This is a genomic window from Pseudomonas sp. GW821-FHT02B10, from assembly GCF_059421865.1.
In genome coordinates this window covers 349,010-367,287 of the sequence record NZ_JBWKVU010000002.1, presented here as the reverse complement: position 1 = coordinate 367,287, position 18,278 = coordinate 349,010, and the positions used below count along the sequence as shown (strand labels likewise).

Annotated in this window: 17 protein-coding genes; 10 read left to right on the top strand and 7 right to left on the bottom strand. The window is 64.6% G+C overall.

Going from position 1 to position 18,278, the window contains the following annotated elements; translation table 11 throughout:
* Positions 1–167 precede the first annotated feature (167 nt).
* Complete coding sequence (locus AC07VU_RS05515) at positions 168–1,505, bottom strand: ammonium transporter (RefSeq protein ID WP_007926649.1); 1,338 nt, start codon at positions 1,503–1,505, stop codon at positions 168–170.
* Positions 1,506–1,540: 35 nt separating this feature from the next.
* Positions 1,541–1,879, bottom strand: a complete 339-nt coding sequence (gene glnK / locus AC07VU_RS05510; protein WP_002555808.1) for a P-II family nitrogen regulator — start codon at positions 1,877–1,879, stop codon at positions 1,541–1,543.
* Positions 1,880–2,295: 416 nt separating this feature from the next.
* Here glnK and AC07VU_RS05505 point away from each other — a divergent pair, with 416 nt between their 5' ends.
* From AC07VU_RS05505 to AC07VU_RS05465, 9 genes are all read left to right on the top strand, one after another.
* Complete coding sequence (locus tag AC07VU_RS05505) at positions 2,296–2,556, top strand: accessory factor UbiK family protein (protein ID WP_007926648.1); 261 nt, start codon at positions 2,296–2,298, stop codon at positions 2,554–2,556.
* Between the two features lie 235 nt (positions 2,557–2,791).
* Positions 2,792–3,853, top strand: a complete 1,062-nt coding sequence (locus AC07VU_RS05500; protein ID WP_277589825.1) for a CDP-glycerol glycerophosphotransferase family protein — start codon at positions 2,792–2,794, stop codon at positions 3,851–3,853.
* A gap of 4 nt (positions 3,854–3,857) precedes the next feature.
* Positions 3,858–4,385, top strand: coding sequence for an adenylyl-sulfate kinase (locus tag AC07VU_RS05495; protein ID WP_009046159.1), 528 nt, complete (start codon positions 3,858–3,860; stop codon positions 4,383–4,385).
* A complete protein-coding gene (locus AC07VU_RS05490; protein WP_457275208.1) occupies positions 4,379–4,951 on the top strand; it encodes a hypothetical protein in 573 nt (190 codons plus the stop codon). Before AC07VU_RS05495 ends, AC07VU_RS05490 begins: the two co-directional genes overlap by 7 nt.
* Positions 4,948–5,676 (top strand): formyltransferase family protein, encoded by a 729-nt coding sequence (locus AC07VU_RS05485; protein WP_457275210.1) that lies wholly within the window; start codon positions 4,948–4,950, stop codon positions 5,674–5,676. The genes AC07VU_RS05490 and AC07VU_RS05485 overlap by 4 nt, the downstream gene beginning before the upstream one ends.
* Complete coding sequence (locus AC07VU_RS05480) at positions 5,673–8,075, top strand: PEP/pyruvate-binding domain-containing protein (RefSeq protein ID WP_495029596.1); 2,403 nt, start codon at positions 5,673–5,675, stop codon at positions 8,073–8,075. The genes AC07VU_RS05485 and AC07VU_RS05480 overlap by 4 nt, the downstream gene beginning before the upstream one ends.
* Positions 8,072–8,704: a gamma-glutamyl-gamma-aminobutyrate hydrolase family protein gene (locus AC07VU_RS05475; RefSeq protein WP_274304993.1), complete on the top strand. Its 633-nt coding sequence runs from the start codon at positions 8,072–8,074 to the stop codon at positions 8,702–8,704. The genes AC07VU_RS05480 and AC07VU_RS05475 overlap by 4 nt, the downstream gene beginning before the upstream one ends.
* A gap of 6 nt (positions 8,705–8,710) precedes the next feature.
* Positions 8,711–9,460, top strand: a complete 750-nt coding sequence (locus AC07VU_RS05470) for a phosphocholine cytidylyltransferase family protein (RefSeq protein ID WP_274304994.1) — start codon at positions 8,711–8,713, stop codon at positions 9,458–9,460.
* A 108-nt stretch (positions 9,461–9,568) separates the two neighbouring features.
* On the top strand, positions 9,569–11,062 hold the full coding sequence (locus AC07VU_RS05465; RefSeq protein WP_277589831.1) for a YifB family Mg chelatase-like AAA ATPase: 1,494 nt from the start codon (positions 9,569–9,571) through the stop codon (positions 11,060–11,062).
* A gap of 6 nt (positions 11,063–11,068) precedes the next feature.
* On the opposite strand, the gene AC07VU_RS05460 is transcribed toward AC07VU_RS05465, so the two are convergent.
* Both AC07VU_RS05460 and AC07VU_RS05455 read right to left on the bottom strand, forming a co-directional pair.
* Complete coding sequence (locus tag AC07VU_RS05460) at positions 11,069–12,283, bottom strand: aldose 1-epimerase family protein (RefSeq protein WP_457275214.1); 1,215 nt, start codon at positions 12,281–12,283, stop codon at positions 11,069–11,071.
* A gap of 106 nt (positions 12,284–12,389) precedes the next feature.
* Positions 12,390–12,965, bottom strand: coding sequence for a TetR/AcrR family transcriptional regulator (locus AC07VU_RS05455; protein ID WP_495029595.1), 576 nt, complete (start codon positions 12,963–12,965; stop codon positions 12,390–12,392).
* A 114-nt stretch (positions 12,966–13,079) separates the two neighbouring features.
* On the opposite strand from AC07VU_RS05455, the gene AC07VU_RS05450 reads away from it, so the two are divergent.
* Entirely contained in the window at positions 13,080–14,006 is a 927-nt protein-coding gene (locus AC07VU_RS05450) for an ABC transporter six-transmembrane domain-containing protein (RefSeq protein WP_277589834.1), read from the top strand.
* Between the two features lie 4 nt (positions 14,007–14,010).
* On the opposite strand, the gene AC07VU_RS05445 is transcribed toward AC07VU_RS05450, so the two are convergent.
* The 3 genes from AC07VU_RS05445 to AC07VU_RS05435 form a co-directional block, all read right to left on the bottom strand.
* Complete coding sequence (locus AC07VU_RS05445) at positions 14,011–14,982, bottom strand: Ca2+-dependent phosphoinositide-specific phospholipase C (RefSeq protein ID WP_007926632.1); 972 nt, start codon at positions 14,980–14,982, stop codon at positions 14,011–14,013.
* 113 nt (positions 14,983–15,095) lie between these two features.
* Entirely contained in the window at positions 15,096–17,072 is a 1,977-nt protein-coding gene (locus AC07VU_RS05440) for a methyl-accepting chemotaxis protein (RefSeq protein WP_087087558.1), read from the bottom strand.
* 189 nt (positions 17,073–17,261) lie between these two features.
* Complete coding sequence (locus AC07VU_RS05435; protein WP_007926627.1) at positions 17,262–18,182, bottom strand: LysR substrate-binding domain-containing protein; 921 nt, start codon at positions 18,180–18,182, stop codon at positions 17,262–17,264.
* Between the last annotated feature and the right edge of the window lie 96 nt (positions 18,183–18,278).

The following is an 18,278-nucleotide window of genomic DNA, read 5'->3' as shown; positions in this document are numbered from 1 at the left end:
AAAAAACAAAGTGCCGAATATTCCTCCAATGCTGTAAGTCATTGACCCGAAAAAAAAGCAGTCATCAAACTGGCTGACAAGCTCTGGAAAAAACCTTTCAGCCGTCTCTCAATGACAAAACGCAGACAAAAAAATGCCCGGCAAGCCGGGCATTTTTTCTGGCGAGATTACAGGTTGTAACCGCGCTCGTTGTGTTGCGCCAGGTCGAGGCCGACCGACTCTTCTTCCTCGGTGACACGCAGCCCGATGACCACATCCAGCACCTTGAGGATGATGAAGGTCACGATCGCGGTGTAGATCACCGTGAAGCCCACGCCTTTGCACTGGATCCACACTTGCGCGGCGATGTCGGTCACGGTGCCGAAGCCGCCCAGCGATGGCGCGGCGAACACGCCGGTGAGGATCGCGCCGAGAATACCGCCGATACCGTGCACGCCGAAGGCGTCCAGGGAGTCGTCGTAGCCCAGCTTGCGTTTCAGGGTGGTGGCGCAGAAGAAGCACACCACGCCCGCTGCCAGGCCGATCACCAGGGCGCCCATCGGGCCTACGGTGCCAGCGGCAGGCGTGATCGCCACCAGGCCGGCAACCACACCCGAGGCGATGCCCAGGGCGCTTGGCTTACCGTGGGTCAGCCATTCGGCGAACATCCAGCCCAACGCCGCGGCGGCGGTGGCGATCTGGGTTACCAGCATCGCCATGCCGGCGGTGCCGTTGGCGGCGGCGGCGGAACCGGCGTTGAAGCCGAACCAGCCGATCCACAGCATGGCCGCGCCCATCAGGGTGTAACCCAGGTTGTGCGGCGCCATCGGGGTGGTCGGGAAGCCTTTACGCTTGCCCAGCACCAGGCAGGCCACCAGGCCGGCGATACCGGCGTTGATGTGCACCACGGTGCCGCCGGCGAAGTCCAGCACGCCCCAGTCCCACATCAGGCCGCCGTTGCCGGACCAGACCATGTGCGCGATCGGCGCGTAGACCAGGGTGAACCAGATGGCCATGAAGATCAGCATGGCGGAGAACTTCATCCGCTCGGCGAAGGCACCGACGATCAGCGCCGGGGTGATGATGGCGAAGGTCATCTGGAAGGTGATGAACACCGCCTCGGGGAACAGCGCCGCCGGGCCGGTCAGGCTCGCCGGGGTGACGCCGGCCAGGAAGGCCTTGCCCAGGCCGCCGACGAAGGAGTTGAAGTTGACGACGCCCTGCTCCATGCCGGTGGTGTCGAACGCAATGCTGTAGCCATAAATGACCCACAGGATGCTGATCAGGCCGGTAATGGCGAAGCACTGCATCATCACGGAAAGAATGTTTTTCGAGCGCACCATGCCGCCGTAGAACAGCGCCAGGCCGGGAATGGTCATGAACAGCACCAAGGCCGTCGAGGTCAGCATCCAGGCAGTGTCGCCGGAGTTGAGGACTGGGGCTGCCACTTCGTCCGCCGCCATGGCCAGGCCAGGCATTACGAGGGACAACAGGGCTCCTAGCCCTGCGATTTTACGCAGAGTCATATTGTTTTCTCCTGGGGCGTTGGGTTTGGGGCGGCTTAGATGGCGTCGGTATCGGTTTCGCCGGTACGGATGCGAATAGCCTGTTCCAGATTGACCACGAAGATCTTGCCGTCACCGATCTTGCCGGTGTTGGCGGCCTTGGTTATCGCCTCGATGACCCGATCAAGATCCTTGTCGTCGATGGCGACGTCGATCTTCACCTTGGGCAGGAAGTCGACTACGTACTCCGCGCCGCGATACAGCTCGGTGTGCCCCTTCTGCCGGCCGAAGCCTTTGACCTCAGTAACGGTAATGCCCTGCACGCCGATCTCGGACAGCGACTCGCGCACGTCGTCCAACTTGAACGGCTTGATGATGGCAGTGACTAGCTTCATGAAACTTTCTCCCGAATTGGTGGACTTGCCCCAGGAAAACAAACCCGACTCAAGTCTAAGCGCAGTGCCTGGCTTTGTAACGCATCGTCGGCCTTCCTCGACCAGACCGACGCCAGCTAACCGCTGCTGACGAAACACTTCCCCGCTCCGCCTGCCGCACTGCATTCGTCACAGCGACTGCATCAGTGCATGGGTCATCGGGGACTAAGCAGAAACCTTGCCATCTCGCGAAAACCCACTGATTTCAGTCCCTTGGCCGCCACGACAGAAACCACTTCGCCATCATCGCCACGGATACGCACAACAACAGTGCGCCACTGCCCGGCGCGATGCGCGAAAAGCGTGCATCCCCGCCTGCCAATTGACTATAGACAGTGCGTGATACACTGCCCGCCATTGTTTTCAGGACACTTCCCATGCTCGCGCCCAAAGACCTCCTCGATGCCCTGAGCGGCCATGCCGCCCGCCTGTTCAGCGGCGATACCCCACTGCCCCGCGCCGAAATCGAAAGCCAGTTCAAGGCCCTGCTGCAAAGCGGCTTCAGCAAGCTGGACCTGGTCAGCCGGGAAGAATTCGACAGCCAGATGGTCGTCCTGGCCCGTACCCGGGCCCGCCTGGAAAGCCTGGAGGCGAAGGTCGCCGAGCTGGAAGCCAAGCTCAACCCGAGCGAGCAATAACCACCTCGACCGCGCCCTTGTGCATAGGCTCGACCGTGCAGTGCCTGCCGCCGGTCGAGCCGGCCCCGCCAGTAAAGATTTTCCGCCCTGCCCGTTCATTTCCCGCCTGCTCCGCCGATAACATGTCCAGCGTTTGCGATCCTGGCCACCCTCTGGGCGAGCCATGCCCTACGACACCGCCAAGCAACGCCAACGCTTGCCTCGACTTATTCTTTGTTGTGCACCAGGTAGCCCTATGACCGCGCCAAAACCCTTCAGCCGCTTGGCCTTCTTCGTTCATACCGCCGAGATGCTCAATCACTATCAGGCGGTCTGGAGCCTGTTGGGGGCCGATGCTTTCGATGTGGTCCTGCATGGCACCCATGAAGAGCGCGCGCAAAGCCGCGAACTGATCGGCGGCCTCGGTTACAGCTGTCACGGCAGCCTGGATGTGATCAAGTCCAATCACCGCTATGACGTGGTGGTCTCCAACCACAGCATGTACGACCACGGCTCGCAGCCGATGATCAAGGCGCTGGGCCATCGACAGGTGCGCTTCATGTACGCCCTGGGCAAGTACAAACACAACTTCTCCAGCTGGAACCGGCATTACGACCTGATCCTGTGCTTCGGCCCCTGGCAGGCCGAGCGCCTGCGCGAATGCTGCGATGCCGTGACCTTCCAGATGGGCTACCCGCGCTACGACGCTTATTTCCGCGAAACCTCGCTGCAAGGCCAGCATCCGGCGGACCTGGCCCTGGACCCGACGAAAAAGACCGTGCTGTGGCTGCCGACCTGGCTGGAGCTGTCGTCGATCAGCCGCTTCGCCGACGCCATGGCCGGGTTGTGCGATCGCTACAACGTCATCGTGAAGACCCATCCGCTGTCGGTTGAAACCGATCCCGGGGCGCTGAAACTGCTCGAGCAATACGCGTTCACCGCGGTGATTACCCGCGTCTACGACAACCTCAGCCTGTTCCGTTGCGCCGACTATGTGGTTTCGGACTACGGCGGAACCGCGTTCGGCGCCCTGTACCTGGACAAGAACCTGCTGCTGTTGAACGTACCGGACGCCGAGCAGGACGCGCTGACCGGCGAGGAATCGCCCGATGTACTGCTGCGCAACGACATCGTCAACCTCGACCCCGAGGCGCGCTGGCAACTGGCCGACCTGCTGGGGGACGAGAGCCTCTGGCAACGGCAGGCCGCGGTCCGTCAGCGCCTGCGTCGCCATTACTTCGCCCCCAGCTATGGTTTCTCGGCGGAGCTGGCGGTACTGGCGCTGCGCAACATCGAAAACATACTCAAGCAGGGGTGAAAGCATGGTGATCTGGCTGGTCGGCATGTCGGGCGCGGGCAAAACCACGATTGGCCGGGCCCTGTATGCCAGCCTGAAAGCGCAACGGCCGCAGACCGTGTTCGTCGACGGCGACGAGATTCGCGCGCTGTTCCGCCATGACCAGCAGGCGGACGCCTACAGCGTCGCCGGACGCCGGGTCAACGCCGAGCGGATCCAGGCCCTGTGCGGCTGGCTCGATAGCCAGGGCATCGATGTGGTCTGCTGCATCCTGTCGATGTTCCAGGACATCAGCGACGACAACCGCCAGCGTTTCTCCAGCTACCGTGAAGTGTTCGTCGATGTGCCGCTGAGCACCCTGATCAGCCGTGACAACAAGGGGCTTTACCAGTCCGCCCTGCGAGGCGAACAGAGCAACGTGGTGGGCGTGGACATCGAGTACCCGCCGCCGCAACGCCCGGACCTGGTGCTGCATAACCGTCACGAACCCGACGACATCCCGGGCTATGTGGAACGCATTCGCCAGCTCTGTGGGTATCCACCATCATGCTGAACTACGCCTACAGCGACGGGGACCTGCTGGAAACCCCGCAGACCTATCGCTACAGCAGTTTCCAGGGTGAAGCTTTCGTCGACGCCTGGCGCGCCTCGCGCCTGGCTGCATGCGCCCACCTGCCGGCGCCAGCCTTGCCTGCGCTGTATCCGCAAGGCCCGGCGCACGCCGGGGACAGCACGGCGCTGCTGGGCCACCTGTGCCTGGAAATGCGCGCGGGCGCGGGCGTCTCCGGCCCGCTGGCGACCTACTGGCTGCCGCGCCTGCTGAAGAAATTCGAAGTGAGCAAACGCCTGTATACCGGCTATGAAGCCGCGGCTCCGCACCGTCCGCTGCCCCATGGCAGCTATGGGTCCGTACAGCCTTACCTGCTGCTGGCCGAGTGCATGCTGCACGGCTGGCAGGCGAGCGGCGCGGCCTACTACCTCAGCGGCCTGCTCAAGCTGACGGATACCCTGGTGTCGCAGCAGGGCCGCCTCGCCCCGGACCAGGGCGCCTACCTGGCCTGGCTGCTGACCCAGGAACAACAGGTGCTGGCCACAGTCGCCCGGGAGGCCGGCCTATGAGCCGCGCTCGCCTGCTGATCCTCTGCGCCCGCACCGCACGCTCGGTCGCCTACCTGCAAGGCTTGGCGGCAGCCGGTATCGAACCTGAAGCGGTGATTGTCTACGGCCAGGGCGGCGGCTCGTTACAGACCACCCGCGAGCTGCAGGTACAGCCTCTCGCAGAGCTGTTCTGCCCGGACCTGAGCCAGGACCTCGACACCTGCCTGGCGGCCCTGGACTGGCCCCACGAGGTGTGCCCGGCCCAGGCCCTCGACGATCCACAACTGCTCGCGCTGATCGACCGCCAGGCGCCGGACCTGGTCGTCTACTCCGGCTACGGCGGGCAACTGGTGCCGGCGGCCCTGCTGAGTCGCTACCCGGTGCTGCATATCCACTCCGGCTGGCTGCCGGACTATCGTGGCAGCACCACCCTGTACTACCAGATCATCGAGCAGCGTGAATGCGCCGCCAGCGCCCTGCTGCTCGACGAGCAGATCGACACCGGCCCGGTGCTGGCGCGCAAGACCTATCCCCTGCCCCCACCGGGCATGGATGTCGACTACCTGTATGACAATGCGATCCGCGCCGACCTGCTGGTGGAAGTCCTCGGCCACTGGCGGCGCGAAGGCGCCCGAGCCCTGTGGCCCCTGCCGGCCGAAGCCGAAAAGCCGCCTTACTTCATCATTCACCCGTTGCTCAAACACCTGGCCCTGCTGGCGGTGGACAAACACAAGGACGCGCCATGAACCCGGTCGCCGAAAACATCGTTCGTTTCGGGACCAAGTCCGAAACCCTGGAGCGCCTGCAGCCGCGGGTCACCCGTTCGCAGATCCTGCCGCTGTACTTTTTCACCGCCCGGCAGTGGCGGGACGATCCCGCTGACGTGCTGCAGAACATTGCCCGGCTGGAGCCTGACGGCTTTTTCGTGATCGTGCGCAGCAGCGCGCAGAACGAAGACAGCGTCAACAGTTCCATGGCCGGCCTGTTTACCAGTTGCCTGAATGTCAGTATCACCAACCCTCGGGCCTTGAGCGTCGCCATCGAACAGGTGATCGCGTCTTTTGCCGAGCACCGCTGCGAGGACAACCAGATCCTGATCCAGCCGATGCTGACCTCGATCCAGATGAGCGGCGTGGTGATGACCCACGACCTGGAGCATGGCGCCCCTTATTACGTGGTGAACTACGACGACGAGAGCGGCCTGACCGATACCATTACCGGCGGCCAGGGCATCCAGAAAACCGTGCTGGTGTACCGCGACACCGAGAGCGCCCAGCTGCGTTCCCCGCGCTTGCAGGCAGTGATCGATGCCTGCCGGGAGCTGGAAACGCTCTGCGGTAACGTGCCGCTGGACATCGAGTTCGCCGTCGACCACCACCAGCAGGTCTATGTCCTGCAGGTGCGGCGCATCACCCTGTGCAACACCTGGCACCCGGTCACCGAACGGCGGGTGGCGCGCCAGTTGGAGCACATCCAGCGCTTCCTGGCCAAACGCCTGGCGCCCCAGGCCGGCCTGTATGGCGATAGCACCCTGCTGGGGGTGATGCCTGACTGGAATCCGGCGGAAATCATCGGCACCACCCCGCGCCCGCTGGCGGCCTCGTTGTATCGGCGCCTGGTGACGGATTCGACCTGGCGCGAAGCCCGCGCCCTGATGGGTTACCACCACCCGCGACACCAGGCCCTGATGGTGATGCTCGGCCATCACCCGTATATCGACGTGCGCTGCAGCTTCAACTCATTCCTGCCCGCGGGCCTGGAACCGGGGTTGTGCACTCGCCTGGTCAATGCCTGGCTGCAGCGCCTGCAGGCCCATCCGCAATGGCACGACAAGGTCGAGTTCGAAATCGTCCAGACCTGCCTGGACTTCACCTTCGATGCCGACTTCGCCGAGCGTTATGGCGACAGCCTCAGCGCCGTCGAACAACGGGCCTATCGCACGGCCCTCGACCAACTGACGCTGCGGGCGCTGAGCGGTGAGGGAACCGGCGCGCTGCCGCCCTTGCTCGATCGGGTGCGCACCCATGAGCGCCGGCAGCAAAGCCGGCGCCTCGACGCCCTGCCGGCCGACCTCGACAGCATCCACCGCCTGCTGCTGGACTGTCGCGAGCAAGGCACGCTGCCGTTCGCCATGCTCGCCCGGCATGCGTTCATCGCCGAGGCTCTGCTGCGCTCGGCCTGCCGCCGAGGCGCCCTGAGCAACGAGCGCCTGCTGGCCTGGAAGCAGTCGATCCACACCGTCACCACCGAATTGACGCGCGAATACGCCCAGGTCTGCGCCGATGCCCGTACCCTGCCGGCGTTCGTCGCCAAGTTCGGTCATCTGCGCCCCGGCACCTACGACATCACCTCACTGCGCTACGACGAGCGCCACGACCTGTTCGCTGCCGCGACCGTCGAGCTGGGTCACGGCGAGAGCCCGCAGACGGCATTCCAACTGCAACCCGAAGAACGCCAGGCCCTGCAACGGCTGATCGACGAGCAGGGCTGGCCGCTGTCGACCGAACACCTGCTGGACTATGCCAGCCAGGCCATCCAGGCCCGGGAATACGCCAAGCTGGTGTTCACCCGGGACCTGTCCGATGCCCTGCAATTGCTGGTGAGCTGGGGCGCCGACGTCGGCCTGGCCAGAGAAGACTTGTCCTTTCTCGATATCCACCCGCTGCTCGACAGCCTCACCGCGCCACTGATGGATGACACCGACCGGGTTCTGCTGGAGTCGGCCAGCCAGGCGCGGCGCAGTTATGAACAGGGCATCTCGCTGAAGCTCGGGCACCTGATCAGCGCGGTCGACGATGTGTTCGTCGCGCCGCTGCATCGCAGCCTGCCCAACTTCATCACCCGGCAGAACGTCGAAGCCATCGGCATGGAACTGCGCCAGGACACCCCGGCCTCGGCGCCGCTCAAGGGCAAGATCGTCTGCATCGAGAATGCCGACCCCGGCTACGACTGGGTCTTCACCCGCGGCATCGCCGGGCTGGTCACCCAGTACGGCGGGGCCAACTCGCACATGGCCATCCGCTGCGCCGAGTTCGGTATTCCGGCGGCCATCGGCTGCGGCGAACAGCTGTTCAACCGGATCCTGCGCAGCCCGCGCATCGCCCTCAATTGTCGCGACAAGACCCTGAGCCCGGTGCAACCATGAAACGTCTCGGCATCACCCTGAGAACCTGCAACCCGCAGGCCTACGACGAACCGCGCGATGGCCTGGCCAGGGACTGGTACCGCTTTTTCGCCGAGCTCGGCTGCGGCCACCAATGGCTGCTGCTGCCCAACCTGGGCGAAGACACCGTGGCCTATGCCCGGGCCCAGGGCGTGCAAGGCGTGATCTTCAGCGGCGGCGATGATCTCGGCAGCGACCCGTTGCGCGATCAGAGCGAGCAGGCGCTGCTGGCCCACTGCGTGGCCGAGCGGCTGCCGGTGCTGGGGGTCTGCCGCGGGTTGCAACTGATCCACAGCTTTTTCGGCGGCCGGCTGGCCGATGCCGATCGCGACGTGCACGTCGCGCAACGCCACCTCATCACCTTGCTGGCCGCCGACGAGCTGCCCTGGCTACAAGGCCAGGCCGCTTCGCGCTCGGTCAATTCCTTCCACGGTAAACAGTTGCTCGACCCGTTGCCCGCCGCCCTGCGCCCCTGGGCCCTGGACGCTTCCGGAACCTGCGAGGCCCTGGTGCATACCCACCTCAAGGTGGCCGGCATCATGTGGCATCCCGAGCGCGAAGCAGCGCTGGACGAAGCCGATCGACAACTGTGCCAATGGCTCTTTGAGTGACCTGACATGAAAGCCGTAATTCTCGCCGCCGGCCGCGGCTCCCGCCTGAAACACCTGACCGCCGCGCAACCCAAGCCCCTGGCCCGCCTGGCTGGCAAGCCGCTGCTCGAATGGCAGCTGCAAGCCCTGGAAAACGCCGGGGTCGACGAGGTGCATCTGGTCAGCGGTTATTGCAGCGAAGCCCTTGAAGGCTACGGCCAGAGCCGGCTGTACAACCCGTATTGGGCCAGCAGCAACATGGTGCGCAGCCTGATACGTGCCGACGCCCTGCTGTCCAGCGAACCGACCCTGGTGTGCTACGGCGACATCGTCTATCGCCCGGACATCGTCCGTGACCTGATGGCCTCCCAGGCGCCCCTGAGCATCACCTACGACCTCGAGTGGTGGGACTTGTGGTCGACGCGCTTCGACGACCCCCTCAGCGATGCCGAAAGCTTCCGCCAACAGGCCGGCCAACTGCTGGGTATCGGTGAAAGGGTCGCCAGCCACGAGGAAATCGAAGGCCAGTACATGGGCCTGCTGAAATTCACCCCCGCGGGCTGGAGCCAGGTCCAGGCGCTGCTGGCCGGCATGAGCGAGCAGCAGATCGACAAACTGGACATGACCAGCCTGCTGCGCGCCCTGCTCCAGGCCGGCACCGCTATCGCCACCGTGGCCATTCGCGGCGGTTGGGTGGAAGTCGACAATCAGTCGGACATCGCCCTGTACGAACAGCGCATCGCCCAACCGGGCTGGTCCCACGACTGGCGCGGCTGAGCCACTCGCCGCAACATCCTGAGCCGATTTTCCGGCGCGGCGATGCTCCGGCCGGGGCTAGGCTTGCACAACCGCAGGACGCGGTTTCCCAGCCTCAAGGAACGAGTCATGTCTCTGGCCATTGTCCACAGCCGTGCCCAGACCGGCGTGCAAGCGCCGGCCGTGTCGGTCGAAGTCCATCTGGCCAACGGCCTGCCGGCCCTGACCCTGGTGGGCCTGCCTGAAGCGGCGGTCAAGGAAAGCAAGGACCGGGTGCGCAGCGCCATTCTCAATGCCGGCTTCGATTTTCCAGCCCGGCGCATCACCCTCAACCTCGCCCCGGCCGACCTGCCCAAGGACGGCGGGCGCTTCGATTTGGCCATTGCCCTGGGCATTCTCGCCGCCAGCGTGCAGGTGCCGACCCTGGCCCTGGAGGACGTCGAATGCCTGGGCGAGCTGGCGCTTTCCGGCGCGGTGCGTCCAGTGCGCGGTGTGCTGCCGGCAGCCCTGGCCGCGCGCCAGGCCGGACGCACGCTGATGGTGCCGCGCGCGAATGCCGAGGAAGCCTGCCTGGCGTCAGGACTGAAGGTGATCGCCGTCGAGCACTTGCTGCAAGCCGTTGCGCATTTCAACGGCCATACACCGATCGAACCCTATGTTTCGGACGGTCTGCTCTACCAGAACCGCCCCTACCCCGACCTGAATGAAGTACAGGGCCAGCTGGCCGCCAAACGCGCGCTGCTGGTAGCCGCGGCCGGTGCGCACAACCTGCTGTTCAGTGGTCCGCCGGGCACCGGCAAGACCTTGCTGGCCAGCCGCCTGCCCGGCCTGTTGCCGCCGCTGGAGGAGCAGGAAGCCCTGGAAGTGGCCGCCATCCAGTCGGTCACCAGCCACACTCCGCTGAGCCATTGGCCGCAGCGGCCGTTTCGCCAGCCGCACCACTCTGCGTCAGGGCCAGCCCTGGTGGGCGGAGGCTCGAAACCACAACCCGGGGAAATTACCCTGGCCCACCACGGTGTGCTGTTTCTCGATGAGTTGCCGGAATTCGATCGCAAGGTATTGGAGGTGCTGCGCGAACCGCTGGAGTCTGGGCAGATCGTCATCGCCCGGGCTCGCGACCGGGTGCATTTTCCGGCGCGTTTCCAGCTGGTGGCGGCGATGAACCCTTGCCCCTGTGGATATCTTGGCGAGCCCAGTGGCCGCTGCCGCTGCACCCCGGAGCAGATCCAGCGTTATCGCAACAAACTCTCCGGGCCGCTGCTCGACCGCATCGACCTGCACCTGACCGTGGCCCGGGAAAGCACCGCCCTCAACCCCAAGCCCCAGGCTGGGGATAACACCGCGCAAGCCGCGGCCCTGGTGGCCCGCGCCAGGGAGCGGCAACAACGGCGCCAGGGTTGCGCCAATGCTTTTCTCGACCTGCCGGGCCTGCGCCGGCATTGCCAGTTATCCACAACCGACGAGCGCTGGCTGGAAACCGCCTGCGAACGCCTGACCCTGTCCCTGCGCGCCGCCCACCGCCTGCTCAAGGTCGCCCGTACCCTGGCGGACCTCGAGCAGGCCGAGCAGATCAGCCGCGAGCACCTGGCCGAAGCGCTGCAATACCGGCCGGCCGCGAGTTGAGGAGAATCACTCCTTGCTCAGGTCCACCAGCGGCGTCGGCCGTACTTCGGTCTGCCGACCGTTCTGGATCTGGCTGATCTCGGCCAGGGACTTATCCACAGCCGCCTTGTCGGCCAGCAGGCTGTAGCGGATCTGGAATTGCTTGCTCTGCCTGGCCTCGATGGTCGGCACCAGGCCCAACGGGCGCTGGTAGCGACGGTTGTAGGAGAAACTGGTGCCCGGTTCCAGGCCGGTCACGTAGCCCTGGCCCTGGGTATCGGTGTTTTTCCACAGGGAGAACACCGGCAACTGCCGGGTATTGAAGCCCACCGCCACACCGAGGCTGCCGGCCTTGTTGTGCAGCACCGTCAGGGTGTCGCCCTGGGCATCGGCGTACGGCACCACGTTGTAGACGGTCTCGTCGTAATCCCGGGTCGGGCCGCGGTAGGTCTGCCAATCGGCAAGGTCGCCCTTGGCCTTGTCATTGAACGGCGACACCTGCTTCACCGCAGCGGCGAACTTCGCCCCCTCTTCGAGGAACGGCGTGCTGAAGTTGCTGTGATACAGCGCCTGGTATTCCTTCGGATAGTCGCCGTTGTTGGTCAGGGTGTCGTTGAGGGCGAAACTGACGCTGCCCGGCTCGGTCACCAGCTCGGTGGCCACCGAGAAATCGACTTTCTTGAACGCCTGTTCCTTGAGCTCGCCGCGCAGGCTGATGGCGTACGGCGGCTTCTCGTCGATATGCAGGGTGATCTTGTTCGCCGGGATGTTCGCCGCGCGACCGTGCAGGGTCAGCAGCTCACCGTTATCCATCCCCGGATGCCCGACCCACTCATAGCCGCAGCGGGTCACCAGTTCGTTGAAACCTTCCAGCCAGCCCAGGCCGCCGCGACCGTTAAGCTCGATGAACGCCGGGTTGACCACTTCCTTGACCGGCGAATCCCAGCCCATGCGCACCTTGCCGACGGAGGCCTGCAGTACGTTCATGCCACGGGTCGGCACCACCGAGAGCTTCATCGCACCGTTGTCGATGTCGACAATGCTCACCCCTTCCTGCCGCCCGCCATGCAGGGTGCGCAGGGTCACGGAAAAGGGTTGTTCGGTCTTTACTCCCAGCTGTTGGCTGGTGATATGGAAATCCTGGGCGGCCTTGTCGGTATCGAGCAGGACATAGTCCCAGGCCATGGCGTGGGAAGCAGCGGTGAACGCGGAAAGAACGACCAGCAGTCGGAGCGGAGTCATGGGCGTATGCCTTTATTGGAGTTGTGGGATTTTTATAGCGCTGATGAATCGTTTCAGCAACCTAATTTCCGCAACAGGCCGGCACACTCGAACGCCTCTCCAGGGCTCAGCGAATCTTCAATAACAGCTCAACCACTTCCATCACCTCGTCCATCGCCGCTGCGGCGGCCTCGGCCGAGGGTCGCAGCAACAGGCCGTCGGCATAGCCCATGATCTGGGCGAAGATCTGCCGGGCTGCGCGTGCGGGTGATGCGCATCGGAAAACCTGGGCCTGCACGCCGGCTTCGATGATGCTGGCGAGCAGGGCCTGCCACTGCTCATCCACCCTCTGGTAGGCCTCGGCCAGCGCGGTGTCGTGCATGGCTTCATCCCAGGCATCGAGCCACAGCGCCCAGCTGTCTTCGGCAGAAACCGGCAGGCAATCGCGCAGGAATCCATGCAGGGCCTCCAGCGGCGGCAAGCCAACCAGGGGCGCGCCTACAGCGTCCAGTTGCTCGTTGGCAAAACGCACGAAAGCTTCGTGACGCAATTCATTCCAGTCGCTGAAGTAGTGATAGATGTGGCTGCGGGACAAGCCGGCGTGGTCCGCCAGGTCGCGGGTGGAAACATCGGCGAAACCCTTGCTGTGGAACAGCTCCAGGGCAGCGGCGATGATCTGGTCTTTGCGGTCGGTACGGGACATTCGGGCATTACCTCTGGGCGCCGGTAGATGGACGGCGCTTGCGTTTTGAGCGACTGCTCAAATATTATTGAGCAGTCGCTCAATAATAGCGCTTATCTTCCCTCCGGTGCACTCATGCCAGCCGTTACCCCACAAATCCTGATCGATGAAAGCAAGAAAATCGGCCAGCAATCCGCCAGCCAGACCCTGAAAGCCATCGCCCGCGCCTACCCCGGCAAGCTGTTCTGCACCTTGTCGCTGGTGGCACTAGAGAACGCATTGCTGCTGGCCTACCCGTTGTTTGCCGGGTTCGCCGTGGACTCGATCATTCGCGGCGATGCCGGCAGCGCGTTGGTCTATGCCCTGGTGGTGCTGGCGTTCTGGGTGGTCGGGGCCGCGCGGCGGGCGGTGGATACCCGCACCTTCACGCGGATCTACGCCGACCTCGCGGTGCCGGTGATCCTCAACCAGCGCCTGCAGAACCAGAGCACCTCCACCGCCGCGGCGCGGGTGGTGCTGGCCCGGGAGTTCGTCGACTTCTTCGAGAAACACGTTCCGACCATCGCCACCGCGCTGGTCTCGATTGTCGGCGCGGCGGTGATGCTGCTGGTGATCGAACCCTGGGTCGGCCTGGCCTGCCTGGTGGCCTTGCTGCTATGCGTCACCCTGCTGCCGCGTTTTGCCCGGCGCAATCAGGAGCTGCATGAGCGCCTGAACGACCGGCTGGAAAAGGAAATCGGCCTGGTGGCCAAGGTCGGCGCCACGTCCCTGCAACGGCACTACCGGGTACTGTCGCGGCTGCGGATCTGGCTGTCGGACCGCGAGGCGGCGGCCTATCTGCTGCTTGGCTCGGCGGCCGCGCTGCTGTTCGTGATCGCCATCAGCCAGCTGGCCCTGACCGAGAGGGTCAAGGCCGGGCATGTGTATGCGGTGATGACCTACCTGTGGACCTTTGTCAGCAGCCTGGATGAAGCGCCGACCATGGTCGACCAACTGGCGCGCCTGCGGGATATCGGCAAGCGGGTGGACCCGGGGCTTGCCGAACCGGCCGAGCCCCGCTGAAACCTCAGAACGGCCGGATGCGATAGCCGTTGCCATCCTTGGCCTCGGCGAATTTGTAATACGCTGACAGATTGACCTTCTCGGCGATGTGCTGGGTGAACGACACGCCGTCATCACCCCACACCCGACCGATGTGGCTGTAGACAAAGGCTTGCGCGGCCCACTGCTTGTCGCCCTTGCCCATGTTGTTCATGGCCACGTAGCCGGACGACGTCCTGGACATGCCGCTGACCTCGCCACTGACATCGTTCTGGCCGTTGGTGACCGGGGAAATGAACACCTTGGCGCTCGTGGTGCGGGCCTCGGCGTATTGCGAGAGTTTCTGGTTCTCCGAGTGGTTGAGCACCAGCAGCACCTTGCCCTGCAGTTGGCTGGCGGTCGGCCAGGACTTGCCCTTGAGCGAGCCCTGCAAGGCACTGCTGCTGACACCCAGATGCTGGGCCAGGTCGCCCGGGGTGTAGAGCTTGCCCTGGAAAATCCGGCTGACCAGGTCATCGAAGTCTTTCGGCGTACGCCCGGAGCTTTCCTTCGACCAGCCCTGTTTCTTGTCGAGGATCAGGGTAATCGGGAAGTGCCCGGGATGGCTGTCGCTCCAGAGCTTGATGTCGTTGAGGCAGGCCTCGAGGTCGTTGGTGCCGTTGCCGTCGCCGGTGCAATTGTTGTCATTGCCGGACTGGAACAGGCTGCCGGGGTTGTGCCGTACGAACCAGTGGCGGGGCGAACCTCCGGTGACCGCATCGCGTTGGTCCCAGAAGTCCAGCTCCAGGGTGCGCACGCTGTCGAGCACGCTGGTGAAGGTGCCAGCGTACTGTTTTTCGTAGCAGTTATGGCATGCCACCTGGGCGATAGCGTTGAAGGCGGTGTACCAGGAAGCCGGGGAAATGAATCCCACGGCCTCCTGGCTGGATGCCATCTGGCTGGCCAATGCCAGGGGCAGCACGGCGGTACGGAGGGCAAAACCAGTGAGACGGGACATGTCAGCTCCTGCCGGGAAGGCATCCTGTAGGGAAATCGCCCCTATGGTTTAGCCCAGCCCCGCGCATTTGCAATCTACCTCCCCAGCCGTGGCCAACGGCCACGCAACCGCTATCAACGGAAGCGGTCGACCTCCTGGCGCAAGTCCGCCGCCAGCTTCTCCAGCTCCTTGGCGGTGATCGCCAGGTTCGATACCACTTCGCGCTGTTCGCTGTTGGCCAGGGCAATGCTCTGCAGGTTGCTGCTGAGCAGGGTCGCCGTGCTGCTCTGCTCCTGGGTCGCGGTGGTGATCGCGGCGAACTGCTGGCCGGCCGAGCGGCTCTGCTCGTCGATGCGCGCCAGGGCCGAGGCGACATTGGCGTTGCGCGACAGGCCTTCCTGCATCAACACATTGCCCTGCTCCATGGTGGCGATGGCGTTGCCGGTTTCCTGCTGGATGCTGTTGATCATCCCCGAGATTTCGTCGGTGGCTTCGCGGGTGCGCGAAGCCAGGTTGCGTACCTCGTCGGCGACCACGGCAAAGCCGCGGCCTTGTTCGCCGGCGCGCGCGGCTTCGATGGCGGCGTTGAGCGCCAGCAGGTTGGTCTGGTCGGCAATCGCGGTGATCACCCCGACGATGCCGCCGATTTCCTCGGAGCGCTGGCCCAGGGTGTTGATCACCGTGGCCGTGCTGTTCAAGGCGCCGGCGATCTGCTCCAGCGACGCCGAGGCTTCCTCCATCGAGGTGCGGCCGATCCGGGTCTGCTGGGCATTTTCCTGGGCCAGGCGCTCGGTGTTGCCCATGTTGTCGGCGATATTCAGCGAGGTGGCGCTGAACTCCTCCACCGCCCCGGCCATGCTGCTGATCTCGCCCGACTGCTGTTCCATACCCTCGTACGCCCCGCCCGACAACCCGGACAACGCCTGGGCCCGGCCATTGACCTCCGCGGCAGCCTTGCGGATGTGCTCGACCATGGTCGACAGGGCCTGGCCCATCTGGTTGAAGCTGCCTGCCAACTGGCCGATCTCATCCTGGCTGGAGACATTCAGGCGCGCACTCAGGTCGCCTTTACCCAAGGCATCGGCCTGGCGCACCAGGTCGCCCAGCGGCGCAAGCTTGCTGCGCAGCAGCCAGACCGTGGCGCCCACCGCCAGCAGCATTGCCAACAGGCTGCCGATGACCAGCCGCAGACCGACGCTCCAGGTCACCGCGCGAATCTCGGCCTTCGGCATGCTCGCCACCACCGACCAGGGCCCGCCTTCGAAAGGGACGGCGACACTGTAGAAGTCCTCGTTCTTGTCGCTCCAGAAGTGGCCCTTGCCCGGCTGCCTGGCCAGTTCAGCGATGGTCGCCCCCGCCGGTTCCAGGGCCTGCACGCCGGCCGGCGGCACCAGCCACTTCTGCTGTTCGTCGAGCAACGCCAGGGAACCGGTCTGGCCGATGCGGAAGCGCTTGAGGTTGTCGAACTGGGCGTTCTGCGCGTCGGTGTAGTCGAAGCCGACGAACAGCACCGCAATCACCTGGCCGGCGCTGTCCCTCACCGGCGTGTATTGGGTCATGTACAGGCGCTCGAAGAGCAGCGCGCGGCCGACATAGCTCTGCCCCGCCATGAGTTTCTGGTAAGCCGGGTGCGCGTGGTCCAGCAGGGTGCCGATGGCGCGGCTGCCGTCCTGCTTACTCAGCGAGGTGCTGACGCGGATGAAGTCGTCACCGCTGCGCACGAACACCGTCGCCACGCCGGCGGTCATCTGCTTGAACTCGTCGACCTCCTCGAAATTGTTGTTCAGCACAACATCACCCAGGTGCAGGCCCGGGGTCTGGGTACCGGCCACGGTCACCGGCTGGTCCGGGTGCAGGCTCAGGCCGCCGCTGAAACGCTTTTCGAACAGCCCGCTCAGGCGCTGGGTACTTTCGCGCAGGGTGCCGTGGAAGGTATTGAGCTGGTCGGCCAGCAGCCGTGCCTCACTGGCCAGGTGTTCTTCCCGGGTGGCGAGGTTGGCGGCGTCCAGCGAGCGCAGGGCGAAGACAGTACTGCCGCTGATCACGATCGCCAGTACCACGGCGAGTGCGAGACCAAGCTGCGAGGCGATCCGGGCACGAGGTTGAGGCATGACAGCTCCTGGCCGAGAGACCGGATCGTCCTGATCGCGTCACACGCTCGGCAATGGTTCTAATAAGAATGAGATGTCGAAACCTTTCAGAACGAAGGTTCCACTTCCAAGGATTCGGCGGCGCCGATCAATACTTGAGCGCGTTGGATGGGTATCGCGCAGGCCCCTGGTCACGGGGCCTTCATCGTTTCAGCCGAGACGCTCTACGTCGGGCAATTGCATGGCGCGGACCTCGTTCTGGAGAAAATCGCTGAGGCGGCGCAAACGTTCACCTCCAGGCCGGGTCTTGGGCCAGACCAGGTAGTAATTCTCGCCACTGGCCACCGCCGTCGGCCAGGGCAGGCTCAGGCGTCCCTGGGCCACATCCTCGGCCACCATCAGCAAGTCGCCCATGGAAACCCCATAGCCGCGGGCCGCGGCGATCATGCCCAGTTCCAAGGTGTCGAAGACCTGCCCGCCCTTGAGCGAGACCTGCTCGGACAGGCCCATGCGCTCCAGCCAGTTGCGCCAGTCGCGGCGATCCGGGGTCGGGTGCAGCAGCTCGGTGGCCGCCAGCCGCGCTACATCCCACGGCTGGTCGTTGAGCAGGTTCGGCGCGCCCACCGGGATCAGCAGTTCCGGAAACAGGTAGCTGGCCTCCCAGTCCGGCGGAAAGTGGCCATTGCTCAGCAGCACCGCGCAGTCGAAGGGCTCCTGGTTGAAGTCCACCGAGTCGACGTCCATCCAGGCGCTGGTCAGTTGCACTTCGTTGCCCGGTTGCAGATGGCGGAAGCGGCTCAGGCGCGCCAGCAGCCAGCGCATGGTCAGGGTCGAGGGCGCCTTCATGCGCAGAATGCCGTCTTCGGCGCGCAAGGTATCGCAGGCGCGCTCGAGGGCGGTGAAGCCTTCACGGATGCCTGGCAGCAGCAGGCGCGCGGCTTCGGTCAGTTGCAGGTTGCGCCCGCTGCGCTGGAACAGCCGGCAGGCGAAGTGGTCTTCCAGGGTGCGGATATGCCGGCTGACCGCACTCTGGGTGATCGACAGCTCCTCGGCCGCGCGGGTGAACGAGCTGTATCGCGCCGCGGCTTCAAAGGCGCGCAAGGCATACAGGGGCGGAAGACGACGGGGCATGGCAGCACTCCACAGGCGCAATGGCGCCAACTTACCAGAATCCGCAAGCATGAGTTTTAATCATGCCACCAATCGTTTTTATCCCTTTGTGAAAGT